This window comes from Aquirufa lenticrescens (assembly GCF_019916085.1).
Classification (GTDB): Bacteria; Bacteroidota; Bacteroidia; order Cytophagales; family Spirosomataceae; genus Aquirufa; species Aquirufa lenticrescens.
The window spans coordinates 1,387,917-1,402,344 of sequence record NZ_CP049834.1; the positions used below are offsets into that span (position 1 = coordinate 1,387,917).

Sequence of the window (14,428 nt, forward strand, 5' to 3'; positions counted from 1 at the left end):
CATGAAAGCAGCCATCATCAAACAGTATTTCCCCTCCATCACCGAGCAGCAATTAGCTCAATTCGAGCAGCTGTTCCCCTTGTACACGGAGTGGAATGAGAAAATCAATGTCATTTCCCGCAAAGACATTGATAATTTGATGCTGCACCACGTATTACACTCCTTAGCGATCGCCAAATTTGTCGATTTCAAACCAGGCACCGAAATCTTGGACGTAGGCACCGGCGGCGGCTTCCCGGGCATCCCTTTAGCCATCCTATTCCCCGAGGTAAATTTCCATTTAGTGGATAGCATCGGTAAGAAGATCAAAGTAGTTCAAGGCGTCGCAGAAGCCCTAGGATTGAAAAATGTCCAAGCCACTCACGGTCGTGCCGAAGATGTGGACGGCGAATTTGAATTCGTTGTATCTCGCGCGGTGACGCGTCTGCTGCCTTTCTTCGGTTGGGTGAAGAATAAGATTAGCCTTAACAGCTACCATGATGTGAAGAATGGCCTGCTTTGCCTAAAAGGCGGAGATTTACAAGAGGAATTGCAGGAATTTGGAAGAAAGCACAAGGTCTATCATATTTCCAAAAGCTTCAAGGAAGACTTCTTTGAGACGAAGAAGTTAGTGCATGTGCCGCTGTAGGCGCAGTCACGACTGCGTCGTTTAGTCGCCCTGCGGACTTAGTCATCGCTACGCGATTTAGTCGACGCGTTGCGCCTTGGTCACGACTGCGTCGCTCAGTCCGTAGGGATTAAGTCCAATATAGCCCTGAGGTGCTCCAATGGCACAAATGAGTTGAAATACTTTCAATGGACTAAATGGCATTTTCGCGTATTGACACATTCTGTCAATATCTGAAAAGTCGCCTGAGTGCTTCGAAGTTTATTTCACACCTTATTGGGTTTGGGGCTCGAAGAGGCACAATTACTATAATTCGCCGCAGGCGATTCCGACTTTATGCTTTGTGCTTTATTCTTTGTGCTTTGGCAAAGCCGCTCCGCGGCTACGACTGCTGCGCAGCAGCTTTAAACAAATCCTTCAACGGTTTAATCTGTCTACGCGAAATCGTCACCTGGTGTTGGTTCACTAATCGAATGCTTTTGTGGATATTGAAATCAATCGCTTGAATCGCATTCATGTTCACAATCGCTGACTTAGATGGGCGGATAAATCCACGCTCTAACAAATAGGGTTCGAAGTATTTAAGCGTGCGACAAGATATAATTTTAGACCCATCTTGCATGTGAAACTTCGAATAGTTTCCTTCACCTTCGATACGAAGAATGTCTTTAATGCAAATGGTTTGATCGCCTATTACCAGCGTGCAGCTTTGTTCTTTTCTAATGGTTACTGTCATAAATTGGGAACAGATGGTAGTACAAATCTACGCTGAGTTAAGGGGGATAGTAATTATAATTAGGTTATTTGCGTTATTGACTATTATTGTGATTATTTCATTTATTAACCGGTGGATAAATGATAGTTTACATATATTATTGAAGGTTAATGTCGGTTATGGGAGTCTAAAATAAAGTCCGAAACAACTCTTTCACGTAGTATACGGGGTAATGGAAACGAATATTTTGCTTATTTTTGAGCATTAACTAGATACTATGAAAACAAGACGATTTGGCCGGACGAACTGGCAAGTGAGTGAAGTGGGGTATGGCATGTGGGGATTAGCCGGTTGGACCGGATCTGATATTGAGGAAGTCAATAAATCTTTGGACCGTTCGGTTGAAATTGGGTGCAATTTTTTTGACACCGCTTGGGGCTATGCTGAAGGTAAGAGCGAGGAGATTTTGGGATGGCTTTTACGACGTCACAAGGAAACAACGCTTTATGCTGCGACGAAGATTCCGCCCAAAAACTTTACCTGGCCATCGAAGTCTCATTTCAAAATCGAAGACTGCTTTCCAGCTGATCATATCGTGGAATACACGGAGAAAAGTTTGCGCAATCTAAAGGTTGAGCAAATTGATTTGCAACAGTTTCACGTGTGGGAAGATGCGTGGGCGGATTGTGATGAGTGGAAAATGGCGGTGGAGAAATTGACTAAAGAAGGAAAGGTAGCTCATTGGGGAGTTTCGGTGAACCGTTGGGAGCCTAATAATTGCTTGCAGACCTTGGAAACCGGATTGATTTCTTCGGTGCAGGTGATTTACAATATTTTTGACCAAAACCCAGAAGACCAATTATTCCCACTATGTAAGAAATTAGATGTGGGTGTGATTGCGCGCGTTCCTTTTGATGAGGGAAGTTTGACAGGTTTGATGACCTATGAAACGACCTTCCCTGCAAATGACTGGCGTTCGACTTATTTCGTTCCGGAGAATTTGATTTCGAGTGTGGATCACGCGAATGCGTTGAAACCACTGCTCCCAGAAGGAATGGATTTACCTGAAATGGCCTTGCGATTCATTCTTTCTAACCCGGATGTGGGTACGATCATTCCAGGTATGCGTAAAATCAAGCATGTGGAAAGTAATACTGCCACTTCGGATGGACAAGGTCTATCTAAAGATTTAGTAGAGGAGTTACGCGCGCACCGTTGGGAGCGTCAGCCTACTTCTTGGTCGCAGTAAAAAGCTCTTTTAACGCGGCCTCTTCTCGGAATCCCGATGTTTTAGTGATCAACTCCCCTTTGGAGAAGACGATGAAACTCGGGATTTCGTCTATTCCGTAGGCCTGCATGATGGCCTGGTTGCCGTCTGCTTCGACCTTTAAGACCGTCACGCGACCTTTGAATTCTTCAGATAATTTATCGACGATGGGCATCATTTTCAGGCAGGGCGCACACCATTTGGCATAAAAATCAACCACAATGGCGTCAGATGAAGCGATTTCTTTTTTGAAGTCGGCCAAATTCCAAGCTGCATCATGCTTCACATCGGGCACTCCCTCTAGTGGCTTCAGACGTGTCGTCCATTTCAAATAGCCCCCTTTCATTTCGGTCACTTGAAAACCAGCCGCGCGCATTTGCTCCGCCGCTTGGGCAGAACGCCCGCCCGAAAGGCAATAGATTAAGACCGGTTTATCTTTCGAAAGTTGCGCGACCTTGGCGCTGAAATCTGGGGAACGAAAGTCGATGTTCATCGCCTTTGGCAAATGTCCTCCTCCAAATTCCCCCGAAGTCCGTACGTCCAGCAAATAAGCATTCGGCGTCTCTTTGATCTTCTTTTCGAAGGTATCCACGTCTACATTCTGAGCGAACGTGTTGAGGCTCAGTAGGGATACGATGGCCATCGCTAGGCATGTCGAAATACTTTTTATCATCTGTTAATACGGAATTAGGCAAAAAAGCGTTAATTTGCAGGGCAATTTATGCAATAAAATAGTAATTCATTTATTCACAATAAATATTATACGATGAGTGCAATACAGTATGTACACGCAAGACAAATTTTAGATTCACGCGGAAACCCAACAATTGAGGTGGACATTAAGACCGAAGACGGTGCTTTTGGACGTGCAGCAGTTCCATCTGGAGCTTCTACAGGTATCCACGAGGCAGTAGAACTTCGTGATGAAGACAAATCAGTTTACGTAGGAAAGGGTGTTTTAAAAGCAGTTGAAAACGTGAATACGGCGATTGCTGAAGAACTTTGGGGTTTAGAAGTGTCTGAGCAAAACATGATCGATAACATCATGATCGAATTAGACGGAACTCCTAACAAAGGTAAATTAGGCGCTAACGCGATCCTAGGTGTTTCTATGGCGGTTGCGAAAGCAGCGGCGCAAGAAGCAGGTTTATCTTTATACCGTTACATCGGTGGCGTTAACGCAAACACATTACCAGTTCCGATGATGAACATCTTAAACGGTGGTTCTCACGCGGATAACTCGATTGACTTCCAAGAATTCATGGTTATGCCAGCGAAAGCGGAGTCATTCTCTCAAGCTTTACGTATGGGTACGGAGGTTTTCCACGCATTGAAAGGTGTGTTGAAGTCCAAAGGATATTCTACTAACGTAGGTGATGAAGGTGGTTTTGCACCAAACATCAAGTCGAACGAAGAGGCCATCGAAATCGTATTGCAATCAATCGAAAAAGCAGGTTATAAGCCAGGCGAAGAAATCTTCATCGCTATGGATGCGGCTGCATCTGAATTCTATGATGAGAAAACAGGTCTTTACACGTTCAAAAAATCTGACGGAAAGCAATTGAACTCAATGGAGATGGCTGCTTACTGGAAGACTTGGGCTGACAAATACCCAATCATTTCAATCGAAGACGGTATGGCTGAAGACGATTGGGCAGGTTGGGCTGAGCAAACGAAATTGATCGGTTCTAAATGCCAATTAGTAGGTGACGATTTATTCGTAACGAACGTGAAGCGTTTACAACAAGGTATCGAAAAAGGCGTTGCAAACGCAGTATTAGTAAAAGTTAACCAAATCGGTTCATTAACTGAAACGATCGACACCGTTAACTTAGCGAAACGCAACTCCTACAAAAACATCATGTCACACCGTTCTGGAGAGACTGAAGATGCTACGATTGCTGACTTAGCAGTAGCATTGAACACAGGCCAAATCAAAACTGGTTCTGCGTCTCGTTCTGACCGTATGGCTAAATACAACCAATTGCTTCGCATTGAGGAGGAATTAGGTGCTAACGCATATTTCCCAGGTTTGAATTTCTAATTCTATGCTCGATCGCGTACGTAGTTTATTTTTAGGGCCAAATCGTTTCTATTACGTCTCCACCTCCGTTTTGTTGGTTTGGATGTTCGTATTAGATACAAACGATCTTTCGGTCCAATATAGACTCTACACCGAATTGGCAGACCTGAAGGCAGAACACGAATACTATCGGCACAAGTTAAAAGAGCTGAAACAGGAGCGTGCTGCCGTGATGGGCAATCCAGCGTTGTTAGAAAAATACGCTCGCGAAAAGTATTTCATGAAGCGACCATCCGAGGATGTCTTCGTGATAGTAGATCAGGAGAATCAACCGATTGAAAAATAAAAAAGTCCAGCAGAAATGCTGGACTTTTTTATTTCAAATTTCAAAGAGCAAAGCTCAAAGTTCAAAAGTGGCATCGCCGCAGGCGATTTTTAGCGTGGATTTTGTCGAATCTTCCTCTCCGGCCCCCAAACCCAATAAAGTGTGAAATAAACTTCGAGGCACTCAGGCGACATTCCAGGTATTGACAGAATTTGTCAATACGCGAAAAAGCCATTTAGTGCCTTGAAAGTATTTTAACCATTTAGTGCCCTAGGAGCGCTTCAAGGCCCTTTCGGACTAAGGCGTCGTAGTTGCGACTAAGCCCCGTAGGGGCGACTAAATTGCGAAGCAATGACTAAGCCGAAGGCGACTAGATTGCGTAGCGATGACTCCGACGCAGTCGGCATGACTAAGCCCGCAGGGCGACTTCTAGTCGACTTATTTTAAATCGAAAAGCGGAGCTTTTCAATTTAAAACAATGCCACCCCCGTCATCTCTTTCGGTTGAGCCACGCCCATCATCTTCAAGATCGTAGGAGACACATCACCTAGTTTACCATCGCGAAGCGTTGGTTTGAAGTCGTTGTCTACTAAAATACATGGAACCAAGTTTGTTGAGTGTGCCGTGTTTGGTGAGCCGTCTTCGTTCATCATAACGTCCGCGTTACCGTGGTCGGCGATGATGATGAAGGAATAGCCGTGGGCTAGACCAGCTGTAACTACTGCCTCAGCGCAAGCGTCTACCGTTTCGACTGCTTTAACTACTGCAGAGAAAACGCCTGTGTGGCCTACCATGTCAGGATTAGCAAAGTTTAAGCAGACGAAGTCTACCTCCTCTTTTTCTAATTCTGGGATCAACGCATCGCGAAGATCTGCGGCAGACATTTCGGGTTGAAGATCGTAGGTGGCGACTTTTGGGGAGTTGCGTAGGATGTTTTGTTGTCCTTCAAAAAGCGCCTCGCGGCCACCAGAGAAAAAGAACGTAACGTGTGGATATTTTTCGGTTTCGGCGATGCGAATTTGTTTTTTACCCGCGCCCTCTAGGACCTCGCCCATCGTCATTGGAAGGTTAGAGTCGTTGAAGATCACGTGGACGTTTTGGAATTCTTTATCGTATTCCGTCATCGTCAAGTAGTACAAATTCAATTTGTGCATACCCTCTTCAGAAAAATCACGCTGCGTTAAAGCCTGTGTGATCTCGCGGCCGCGGTCGGTGCGGAAGTTGAAGCAGATTACTAAGTCGCCCTCTTGGATATTGCCAACTGGAGCACCTGAAGCATCGGTCATGATGATTGGGTGGATGAATTCGTCCGTTACACCAGCCGCGTAGCTTTCTTCGATAGATTTCAACACATCGGAAGAAGGAGTTCCTTCGCCGTTAACCATCGCTTTGTAGGCCAAAGCCACCCGCTCCCAGCGATTATCGCGGTCCATCGCGTAGTAACGACCCGTTACTGAGGCGATTTGCGTGTTGGTTTTTAAGGTGTGTTGGTATAAATCGGTCATGAATTTCAGACCTGATTTGGGATCCGTATCGCGGCCATCCGTGAAAGCATGGACGAAAACTTTGCCCAAACCTGCCTCTGACGCCGTCGAAAGCAAGGATTTCAAGTGCTCGATGTGCGCGTGAACGCCACCATCGGACACAAGACCCATGAAGTGGACGGACTTGTTATTAGCTTTAGCGTAGTCGAATGCTTTCGCTAATTCAGGCTCCTGGCCCAAGGTATTTTCAGTGACTGCTTTGTTGATGCGAACGAGGTTTTGGTAGACCACGCGGCCAGCCCCTAAGTTCATGTGGCCCACTTCCGAGTTGCCCATTTGGCCCTCTGGTAAGCCTACTGCTAAACCGGATGCTTCTAATTTTGAGTGCGCATATTTGCCGTAAAGCGAAGAAATAAATGGCGTTTTGGCCGCGTCGATTGCGGAAACTTTGGGGTTTGTTGCGATGCCCCAGCCATCTAAGATCATTAAAACTACTTTCTTATCCATCTTTTATTGTATTACATTTCACCACGAAATTACCCATTTCTAGGCAATTTGCCTAGATTCTATTGCTCATTTGTTCTGCCAAAGCCTTGATATCCACCACCTCGATCGTCTTCTTCTCGGTCGTAAAGGCAGCCACCTCGATCATCGCCTTCGCTAATTCTTCCAAAGTAGACGCCGTCTTCCCCGCCACCAAAAGCAGCAACGGATACATCCAATCGATGTATTTATAGTATTTCAAGGTGAATTTATTCCCCTTCATCGGCTGCAAATACCCCGGTCTAAACGAATACGAATCTCGAAAACCCATCTTTTTTAGATCATTTTCCGTCTTCCCCTTCACCCTCGCCCACATAATCGAACCCTTTTCGGTGCTGTCCGTAGACATCCCGGAAATATAGCTGAAGCTTATGTGTTTTGGCATTTGCGCCGCAAAACCCAAAGTCAAGTCGTAGGTTTTGCGCCTAAACTCTTCCTCTTTCATCCCCACGGACGAAACTCCGAGGCAAAATAGGCACGCATCGTAGTCTTTCACCACCTCTTTGATTTCTTCCGGATGGTAGAAATCGGATAAGAAATACTCTTTTAGTTTCGGGTGTTTATGTCCAGACGGCTTGCGACTAATCGCCAAAACCTCTTTCACAAACGGCGAACGCAACGCCTCTAGCATCACGCCCTCGCCCACCATCCCGGTTACCCCGGTCACAATCACTTTGATTTGTGGATTTTCCATCGTAGAATTGAAAAAATATTAAACCTATGTCAACCTCCCGCCGCGATTTCATCGCCCTAGCCTCGACCTTGCCCTTTGTGGCATCAGCTGAACCTTCAACGAAAATGACCTTTATACATCATGTGTTGTTTTGGGCCAAAAACCCAACCTCCACCACCGAAACCGATCAACTCTACCGCGCCCTAAAAACGTTAGGCACCCTCCCGATGATAGCCTCAGCCCACGTAGGCAAGCCCATCGTCACCGATTTTGACAAATCCGTAACAGAAGCAAGTTACACCTTTTCGGTAGTCCTTGTTTTCGACAGCGCCGAAAAAGAGAAAGAATACCTCTACCACCCACTCCACAAGAAGTTCATTCAGGATAACATGCACCTTTGGGGAAAAGTTCAGGTGATTGATTCGGAGGCTTTGTAGTCGCCTTCGGCTTAGTCATCGCTTCGCGATTTAGTCGTCACGCTTCGCTTAGTCGCCTTGCGGACTTAGTCAGTGGATTATTTTTTGATAAACATCAGTACGATCGCAATTGTGATGGACATTTGACCTGCCCAAAATAGAAACATCCATTTTAGGATATCAAATTTAGTTTCCGATAATTTAGTGTCTAGATTGATGATTTTCTCTGAAAGTCGTATTTCAACATTACTTATTCTATCATTAATGCTAAGTTCTAAATGGTTAATTCTATCATTAATGCTGAGGTCTAGATGGTTAATTCTATCATCAAATTGATTTAACTTTTCGGTTATCCCTATAAGTTTTTGATCCAAGTATTCTTTCGTCACCAGATTTTCAAATCGGTGATCTTGCAGTTCGTGAATACTCGATACAAAATCCATTGCGTCGGTGTCATTTAGGTGCAATTTAGCACGAGCTAAATCGTATAGTTTGATGTTTAGTGGTTGCATGGATAAATGTAACCCATTTTTTGGATATTACCCTTTAATAAACTGATAATCGTTCCAAAGGGGAAAAGTGAAAATAAGTTCGAGGCAATGAGAGGACTTTTCGCCTTTTGACACTTTCTGTCAATACCTGAAAAGCCGCCTGAGTGGCTCGAGCTTATTTCATCACAATAGTGCCATTAAAGCCCAGAAACACATTTATCGCAAAGAACGGCGCCCTAAAAGATACATCCCTGCCGCGGAAACGATCAACAACAACACAGAAACCACGTCTTGCCAGCGCAATAATTCAGGACGGACAAATAATAAAGCCCAAGATGAAGCAGAGATCCCCGTAAAAACGGCTAAGAACGTTCTTGGTAACATTCCCAAAGTTCCAGCCGTAATAAAGGCGCGGAAGGGAACGCCTACGAAGGCCATGATGGCGTTTGTGATGGCGAAAGGGAAAATAGGAGAAAGCCGTGCGAGGAACACCCAGGAAAAGGAGGATGACCGCACGTTCGTTAGGAAACTAGAAGGTACGCGCGACAGCAGAGCTGTCGCGCCGAACTTTTTGGCAAGAAAATAACCCAAAGCCGAAGCTGCCGAGTAAGCCAAAATCAACGGCAACAACCCCGAAAATCCATAAACATAGCCCGTAAACAAGGCAAAAAACGTTGTGGGACACAGAGCCAGACCCATAATCAAAGCGGCGCAAATCCAAAAAAACACCGAAGAAAGCAGAGAAAAAGTCGTAAAAAACGTAGGATTCGCCAGCGCGTAGTAGCCCAAAAAGCCAGACGCCAGCAGGGGCAATAGGCCCATCCAAACGAGGTAGAGCGTTTCGTAAACGAGTTTTTTGTTCATAAAAGGGCCCCGCAAAGGGGGCAATTATCCCCCAAAGTTAATACCTTTGTACGCTTATGGAAATTGCGATCATAAAATACAATGCGGGGAATGTGGCATCGGTGATGTACGCGTTGGATCGTATTGGTCAAAATTACCAACTAACAGATGACCACGAGCAGATTAAAAAGGCCGATAAAGTGATTTTTCCGGGGGTGGGCGAGGCGAGTACGGCGATGGCTTATTTGAAAGAAAAGGGTCTAGAAACATTGATAAAGGGGCTTAAGCAGCCTGTTTTGGCGACCTGCATCGGAATGCAATTGTTATGCAAGCACTCGGAAGAGGGGAATGTGGATTGCATTGGGGTGTTTGATGTGGAGGTGAAGAAGTTCATCAGTAAAGACTTGAAAATTCCGCATGTAGGGTGGAATTCGATCGAGCAAATAGGAGACAACCCCTTGATGCACAAACTTCAAAAAGAAGAATTCGTCTATTTTGTGCACTCTTTTTATGCGCCTGTAAATGAGTATACGACAGCGGTTTGCGAGTATGAGCAGCCGTTTTCGGCGATGTTACAAAAGGATAATTTTTATGCCGCGCAGTTTCACGCGGAGATCAGCGGAAAGGCTGGCGAACAGATTTTGAAAAATTTCTTAGCACTCTAATATGTTTCAACTAATTCCTGCGATCGATCTTATAAATGGGCAATGCGTGCGATTGACTCAGGGGGATTATGGCCAAAAAACGGTCTACTCAGAAGACCCTTTGGAGATCGCCAAAGCCTTTGAAGGGGCCGGAATTCAGCGTTTGCACTTAGTGGATTTGGATGGGGCGAAGGCGAAGAAAATTGTGAATGCGGCGGTTTTGGAACGCATTGCGTCGAATACGTCGTTGCATATTGATTTTGGCGGAGGGGTTCAGTCCGACGAGATGATTGATACGGCTTTTTCTGCGGGTGCCGCGCAGATTACCGCCGGCAGTATTGCCGTGCGTAATCCTGCGCTGGTCTGCGAATGGTTGCAGAAGTATGGGTCGGAGAAGATTATTTTGGGGGCGGATGCGCAGGATGAGATGATTGCGGTTTCGGGCTGGCAGGAGAATTCGAACATTTCGATTTTTGATTTTCTACAGGATTATACCTCGAAAGGCGCGAAGTATGTGATTTCGACGGATGTTGCCAAAGACGGTTTGTTGCAAGGCCCCAGCTTCGATTTATATGAAAAAATTCAGGCTTCGAGCCCGTCGTTGAGCGTGATTGCGAGCGGTGGGGTGGCCTGTATGGAGGATTTAGTGCGCTTGCGGGAGATGAATTTGTTTGGGGTGATTGTGGGGAAAGCGTTTTATGAGGGTCGAATTAGTTTAGCGGATTTGGCCAAATTTTCAGCAGCAGCATGTTAACAAAGCGCATCATACCTTGTCTGGATATTAAAGAAGGGCGGACCGTGAAAGGGACGAACTTTGTGGACCTTCGCGATGCCGGTGATCCGGTGGAGCTGGGTGCACTATATGCGCAGCAGGGGGCGGATGAGTTGGTATTTTTAGATATTACGGCGACGGTTGATAACCGGAAGACTTTAGTGAATTTAGTGCGCGAAGTTGCGCGGCACGTGAATATTCCTTTTACCGTGGGCGGCGGAATTTCGTCCATTGCTGATGTATCGGCGTTGCTGAACGCCGGCGCGGACAAAGTGTCCATCAACTCGTCTGCGGTGCGCCGGCCAGAGCTGGTGGATGAACTGGCTTTGGCTTTTGGCTCCCAATGCATCATTGTCGCGATCGACACACGCTTTGAACCCGCCGCGGGCCTGGACTTCGTCCACACCCACGGCGGCCGTCGAATCACCGAACTAAAAACCCTCGAATGGGCCCGCGAAGTTGAAAACCGCGGTGCCGGCGAACTATTATTAACCTCGATGGACGCGGACGGAACGAAAGCAGGCTTCGCCTGTGATTTAACCGCTCGCATATCCTCAGCAGCCTCCATTCCCATTATTGCCTCCGGCGGAGCGGGAACAATGGAACATTTTACCGAAGTATTCACGACTGGCAAAGCAGACGCAGGCCTCGCCGCGAGTATATTTCACTTTAAAGAAATTGAAATTTTGGCATTGAAGAATTACCTTGCAACCCAAGGCATCCCGATGCGCATTTAATAGAAATATGTCCAAGCAACCCGATTTTTCCAAAGGCCTCGTGCCCGCCATCATCCAAGATGCCAGCACCCGTACCGTTTTGATGTTAGGCTACATGAATGAGGAAGCCTACGCAAAGACCCTTGCGGAACAGCGCGTAACCTTTTTCAGCCGCTCGAAGAATCGTCTTTGGACGAAAGGCGAGGAATCAGGCAACTTCCTAGACGTAGTCAGCCTTTCGATCGATTGCGACGCAGACACCATTTTAATTCAGGCCAAACCTGCCGGCCCCACCTGCCACACCGGTGCAGATACTTGTTTCGATGAGTCAAATGGGGACAACGCAGCCTGGTTAGATCAATTAAAGCACGTCATCCGCAGCCGTAAGACGGCCCCTTTGGCTTCGTCTTATACGGCCTCTTTATTTCAATTAGGAACTCATAAGATTGCCCAAAAAGTAGGTGAAGAAGCCGTTGAACTCGTTATCGAAGCCTTAATGCAAAACGATGACCTTTTCAAAGGCGAAGCGGCGGATCTAATTTTCCACTTATTAGTCTTATTAGAGGATCGCGGAATCGATTTAAGCGAAATCATCGCCGTTCTTCAATCTCGTCACGCTGCTAAATAATTATTCTTATGATTGGATTCATCATTCGTTACATCATCATTGCCTGCGTTGTTTTAGTTATTCCACGCTATTTAAAGGGCATTACCGTAGACGGTTTCACGACCGCACTTTTAGTTGCTTTAGCGATGGGCTTTGTGAATTCGTTCATCAAACCCGTGTTGAAGATCATCAGCTTCCCTATTACGTTTATAACTTTAGGGTTATTTTCTTTAGTGATATCGGTAGGCCTAGTTTATTTAGTTGCTGCCTATGTACCCGGTTTTGTGGTTACGGGGTTCATCGCTCCCTTGATTTTTAGCTTTCTTGTGTCACTTTCTACTTCTTTTGTAGGGCTGTTTACACGCTAGGGCACTTTTTGCTATTATAAGTCGCGTGGTACGCAGGCGACTTTTCAGATATTGACAGATTTTGTCAATAGTAGAAATTGTCGTTTATGGATGACCTCACTTCATCTATTCCTTAACTCCGTCAAGAACTTCTTCGAGTCAAATATCAACTGAGATCTGGCTGCCGGGGCTACGATGACCGATTCTGTGTAGACTTCTTGGTCTTTTTCAAAAATTGTGACTGTGACTTTCGTGAATTTGTAGGGGCCCATGTGGCCGTTGTAGAAGAGCAGGGGCTCTTTATTGCCAAAAAAATTGAACATGTTTGTAGGGTTTAGTGGTTAAAGACGCCGTGGCGGCGGAATTGAAAATGGCGTAGGTTTGTGACCTGCGCGTCGTCGTAGGTGATGGCGTTTTTAAGGATGAGCTTGAAACAGAATTTCCGCTCTAACTTGACTTTGTGGTACTTTAGGAAGTACTTGACGTCTTTTTCTGCGTGAGGTAGAGCTTCCTCTACTAAATTTTCGTAGCCCACAAAGGATCGTTTGATGCGCTCCCGCATCCAATAGATGCACAGTTCGCGTGCGTTTACCTGGTGGTAATGGGCAAAAATGATGACGAGGTCGAGGTCTGGGATGCGATTGCCGTTTTCGTATTTGCTCAAAAGCCCGGCGTCGATCCCGAGATCCTGCGCCATCACGTGCAGCGGAACGGCACGGATGAGCTTCAGGTATCTAGAGAAGTGGTTAAACATATTGATTAGTGGTTTGGTGTTCCAAATGTATTCCCACCCATCCCTCTAACCTAACAACTTATTGATAATGTGAAATTAGAGCTTGATATTTAGTTCTAATCTGCCTCCAAGGCCGAGTTCTACTATTTTTTGTAATGTTGAAATTCGAATTTCTATGAGGTTATTTTCTGCAATTGAAATGGCGTATTTAGATGTACCACATTTGATAGCAAATTCTTTTTGTGTTAGCTTGAGATTGAGCCTGGCAACTTTAATCATGGCGCTTATTTTAAATAGTTGTGCTCCCCATTCGAATTTATTTCTGGAGGGAGAACCTAATTTACCATAGGTTTCTTCGATTAATTGATCCAATGTTTTTAGGTTAGATTTCATAGTGGTTGTTTTTATTTAAAACTGATTTTGCAGTTTCCAGGTATTGACAGATTGTGTCAAAAGCTGAAAAAGCCGTTTATACAATTGTAAGTTATATTAGCAAAAACTGCCTATAGGCTCTTCAGAGCCAATATTACCAGTTTTAGTTCCGGAATTACCACAACAGTGGTGTCCCAGATGACATCCATTTTAATGGCGTGATATTCATGTAGAATGAAATTGCGGAATGCCTTTACTTTATACCAGGGGTATTCGACTTTTTCCAAAAGAGATTTATCAATCAATAGGGATGCTTCGCCAATGATAGTATAGTTGAAAAGGCAGGCTTCTACTGTTTTGGGGTCGTTTAAGAAGGTTTCTAATGTGTGTTCTGCGGTGTATTGTTGAATCTTGTTAATGGCTAGCAGAATGTGCTCGATTCGCTCTTTCGAGCTTGGGGTGGAGGTTTTCATAAATTAAAATTTTGTCGTGGTTAAGTTGTTTTGCAATGCTCTTTAATGGGGCGCCTAGCATGACTAGGTCGACCTCTGAAGTGAGAAGCTGGGAGAGGTCTTGTTGGATCTCGGCTAGGTCAAACAAGGTAAACGGGGTGTTTTTGAAAACTTGGATCTGAATGTCGATGTCGCTGGTGGGCGCTTGGGTGCCACGGGCGTGGGAGCCAAAGAGCCAGGCGCGTTTGATTTGCGCTTTTTCAAGGAAGTAGGAGGCGATTTTATCGAGATTTTCCGCTGTCATAGTGAAAGGTAGTGAAATAAGGGATAGAAATTGTCGTGGAGCAAGGATGAGATAGTGATATTTTGTGTATTTTTAGGAAGAAATTGAGAATGTA

21 protein-coding genes are annotated in these 14,428 nt (G+C 45.3%); 10 read left to right on the forward strand and 11 right to left on the reverse strand.

Going from position 1 to position 14,428, the window contains the following annotated elements:
* Position 1 precedes the first annotated feature (1 nt).
* Positions 2-628 carry a 16S rRNA (guanine(527)-N(7))-methyltransferase RsmG gene (gene rsmG / locus G9X62_RS06250; RefSeq protein ID WP_223129885.1) on the forward strand — a complete coding sequence of 209 codons (627 nt, stop codon included), beginning with the start codon at positions 2-4 and terminating at the stop codon, positions 626-628.
* Between the two features lie 57 nt (positions 629-685).
* On the opposite strand, the gene G9X62_RS06255 is transcribed toward rsmG, so the two are convergent.
* Complete coding sequence (locus tag G9X62_RS06255) at positions 686-829, reverse strand: hypothetical protein (RefSeq protein WP_223129886.1); 144 nt, start codon at positions 827-829, stop codon at positions 686-688.
* Positions 830-989: 160 nt separating this feature from the next.
* On the reverse strand, positions 990-1,343 hold the full coding sequence (locus tag G9X62_RS06260) for a LytR/AlgR family response regulator transcription factor (RefSeq protein WP_223129887.1): 354 nt from the start codon (positions 1,341-1,343) through the stop codon (positions 990-992).
* Positions 1,344-1,599: 256 nt separating this feature from the next.
* Between G9X62_RS06260 and G9X62_RS06265 the strand changes: the two genes are divergently transcribed.
* Entirely contained in the window at positions 1,600-2,571 is a 972-nt protein-coding gene (locus G9X62_RS06265) for an aldo/keto reductase (protein ID WP_223129888.1), read from the forward strand.
* On the opposite strand, the gene G9X62_RS06270 is transcribed toward G9X62_RS06265, so the two are convergent.
* Positions 2,552-3,262, reverse strand: a complete 711-nt coding sequence (locus G9X62_RS06270; RefSeq protein WP_315857599.1) for a thioredoxin domain-containing protein — start codon at positions 3,260-3,262, stop codon at positions 2,552-2,554. The two genes, G9X62_RS06265 and G9X62_RS06270, sit on opposite strands and share 20 nt — an antisense overlap.
* Before the next feature lie 93 nt (positions 3,263-3,355).
* Between G9X62_RS06270 and eno the strand changes: the two genes are divergently transcribed.
* Together eno and G9X62_RS06280 are read left to right on the forward strand one after the other, a co-directional pair.
* Positions 3,356-4,633 (forward strand): phosphopyruvate hydratase, encoded by a 1,278-nt coding sequence (gene eno / locus G9X62_RS06275; RefSeq protein WP_223129890.1) that lies wholly within the window; start codon positions 3,356-3,358, stop codon positions 4,631-4,633.
* A gap of 4 nt (positions 4,634-4,637) precedes the next feature.
* Complete coding sequence (locus G9X62_RS06280; RefSeq protein WP_130895766.1) at positions 4,638-4,958, forward strand: FtsB family cell division protein; 321 nt, start codon at positions 4,638-4,640, stop codon at positions 4,956-4,958.
* Between the two features lie 449 nt (positions 4,959-5,407).
* On the opposite strand, the gene gpmI is transcribed toward G9X62_RS06280, so the two are convergent.
* Positions 5,408-6,928: a 2,3-bisphosphoglycerate-independent phosphoglycerate mutase gene (gene gpmI, locus G9X62_RS06285; protein WP_223129891.1), complete on the reverse strand. Its 1,521-nt coding sequence runs from the start codon at positions 6,926-6,928 to the stop codon at positions 5,408-5,410.
* 52 nt (positions 6,929-6,980) lie between these two features.
* On the reverse strand, positions 6,981-7,658 hold the full coding sequence (locus G9X62_RS06290) for an NAD-dependent epimerase/dehydratase family protein (RefSeq protein WP_223129892.1): 678 nt from the start codon (positions 7,656-7,658) through the stop codon (positions 6,981-6,983).
* A 26-nt stretch (positions 7,659-7,684) separates the two neighbouring features.
* Here G9X62_RS06290 and G9X62_RS06295 point away from each other — a divergent pair, with 26 nt between their 5' ends.
* Positions 7,685-8,074: a Dabb family protein gene (locus G9X62_RS06295; RefSeq protein ID WP_223129893.1), complete on the forward strand. Its 390-nt coding sequence runs from the start codon at positions 7,685-7,687 to the stop codon at positions 8,072-8,074.
* A gap of 77 nt (positions 8,075-8,151) precedes the next feature.
* Here the strand turns inward: G9X62_RS06295 and G9X62_RS06300 are convergent, their stop codons facing one another.
* Both G9X62_RS06300 and G9X62_RS06305 read right to left on the reverse strand, forming a co-directional pair.
* A complete protein-coding gene (locus G9X62_RS06300) occupies positions 8,152-8,496 on the reverse strand; it encodes a hypothetical protein (RefSeq protein WP_223129894.1) in 345 nt (114 codons plus the stop codon).
* Positions 8,497-8,760: 264 nt separating this feature from the next.
* Positions 8,761-9,408 (reverse strand): TVP38/TMEM64 family protein, encoded by a 648-nt coding sequence (locus tag G9X62_RS06305; RefSeq protein ID WP_223129895.1) that lies wholly within the window; start codon positions 9,406-9,408, stop codon positions 8,761-8,763.
* A 56-nt stretch (positions 9,409-9,464) separates the two neighbouring features.
* Between G9X62_RS06305 and hisH the strand changes: the two genes are divergently transcribed.
* From hisH to G9X62_RS06330, 5 genes are read left to right on the forward strand one after another with little or no spacing between them, the layout of a single operon-like run.
* Complete coding sequence (gene hisH / locus G9X62_RS06310; protein ID WP_223129896.1) at positions 9,465-10,052, forward strand: imidazole glycerol phosphate synthase subunit HisH; 588 nt, start codon at positions 9,465-9,467, stop codon at positions 10,050-10,052.
* 1 nt (position 10,053) lies between these two features.
* Positions 10,054-10,785: a 1-(5-phosphoribosyl)-5-[(5-phosphoribosylamino)methylideneamino]imidazole-4-carboxamide isomerase gene (gene hisA / locus G9X62_RS06315; protein ID WP_223129897.1), complete on the forward strand. Its 732-nt coding sequence runs from the start codon at positions 10,054-10,056 to the stop codon at positions 10,783-10,785.
* The gene (gene hisF / locus G9X62_RS06320; protein WP_223129898.1) at positions 10,779-11,540 is read left to right on the forward strand and encodes an imidazole glycerol phosphate synthase subunit HisF; all 762 of its coding nucleotides are present in this window, start codon (positions 10,779-10,781) and stop codon (positions 11,538-11,540) included. The genes hisA and hisF overlap by 7 nt, the downstream gene beginning before the upstream one ends.
* A 7-nt stretch (positions 11,541-11,547) precedes the next feature.
* Positions 11,548-12,147, forward strand: a complete 600-nt coding sequence (gene hisIE, locus G9X62_RS06325; protein ID WP_223129899.1) for a bifunctional phosphoribosyl-AMP cyclohydrolase/phosphoribosyl-ATP diphosphatase HisIE — start codon at positions 11,548-11,550, stop codon at positions 12,145-12,147.
* A gap of 8 nt (positions 12,148-12,155) precedes the next feature.
* A complete protein-coding gene (locus G9X62_RS06330; protein ID WP_261345497.1) occupies positions 12,156-12,494 on the forward strand; it encodes a phage holin family protein in 339 nt (112 codons plus the stop codon).
* A 313-nt stretch (positions 12,495-12,807) separates the two neighbouring features.
* Here the strand turns inward: G9X62_RS06330 and G9X62_RS06335 are convergent, their stop codons facing one another.
* The 4 genes from G9X62_RS06335 to G9X62_RS11280 all read right to left on the reverse strand — a co-directional run bounded on the left by G9X62_RS06335 (position 12,808) and on the right by G9X62_RS11280 (position 14,334).
* Positions 12,808-13,227 carry a helix-turn-helix domain-containing protein gene (locus tag G9X62_RS06335; RefSeq protein WP_223129900.1) on the reverse strand — a complete coding sequence of 140 codons (420 nt, stop codon included), beginning with the start codon at positions 13,225-13,227 and terminating at the stop codon, positions 12,808-12,810.
* Between the two features lie 75 nt (positions 13,228-13,302).
* A complete protein-coding gene (locus G9X62_RS06340) occupies positions 13,303-13,599 on the reverse strand; it encodes a helix-turn-helix domain-containing protein (RefSeq protein ID WP_223129901.1) in 297 nt (98 codons plus the stop codon).
* A gap of 110 nt (positions 13,600-13,709) precedes the next feature.
* Positions 13,710-14,051 carry a HepT-like ribonuclease domain-containing protein gene (locus G9X62_RS06345; protein ID WP_223129902.1) on the reverse strand — a complete coding sequence of 114 codons (342 nt, stop codon included), beginning with the start codon at positions 14,049-14,051 and terminating at the stop codon, positions 13,710-13,712.
* Positions 13,993-14,334 carry a nucleotidyltransferase family protein gene (locus G9X62_RS11280; protein ID WP_223129903.1) on the reverse strand — a complete coding sequence of 114 codons (342 nt, stop codon included), beginning with the start codon at positions 14,332-14,334 and terminating at the stop codon, positions 13,993-13,995. Before G9X62_RS11280 ends, G9X62_RS06345 begins: the two co-directional genes overlap by 59 nt.
* Positions 14,335-14,428: the final 94 nt, after the last annotated feature.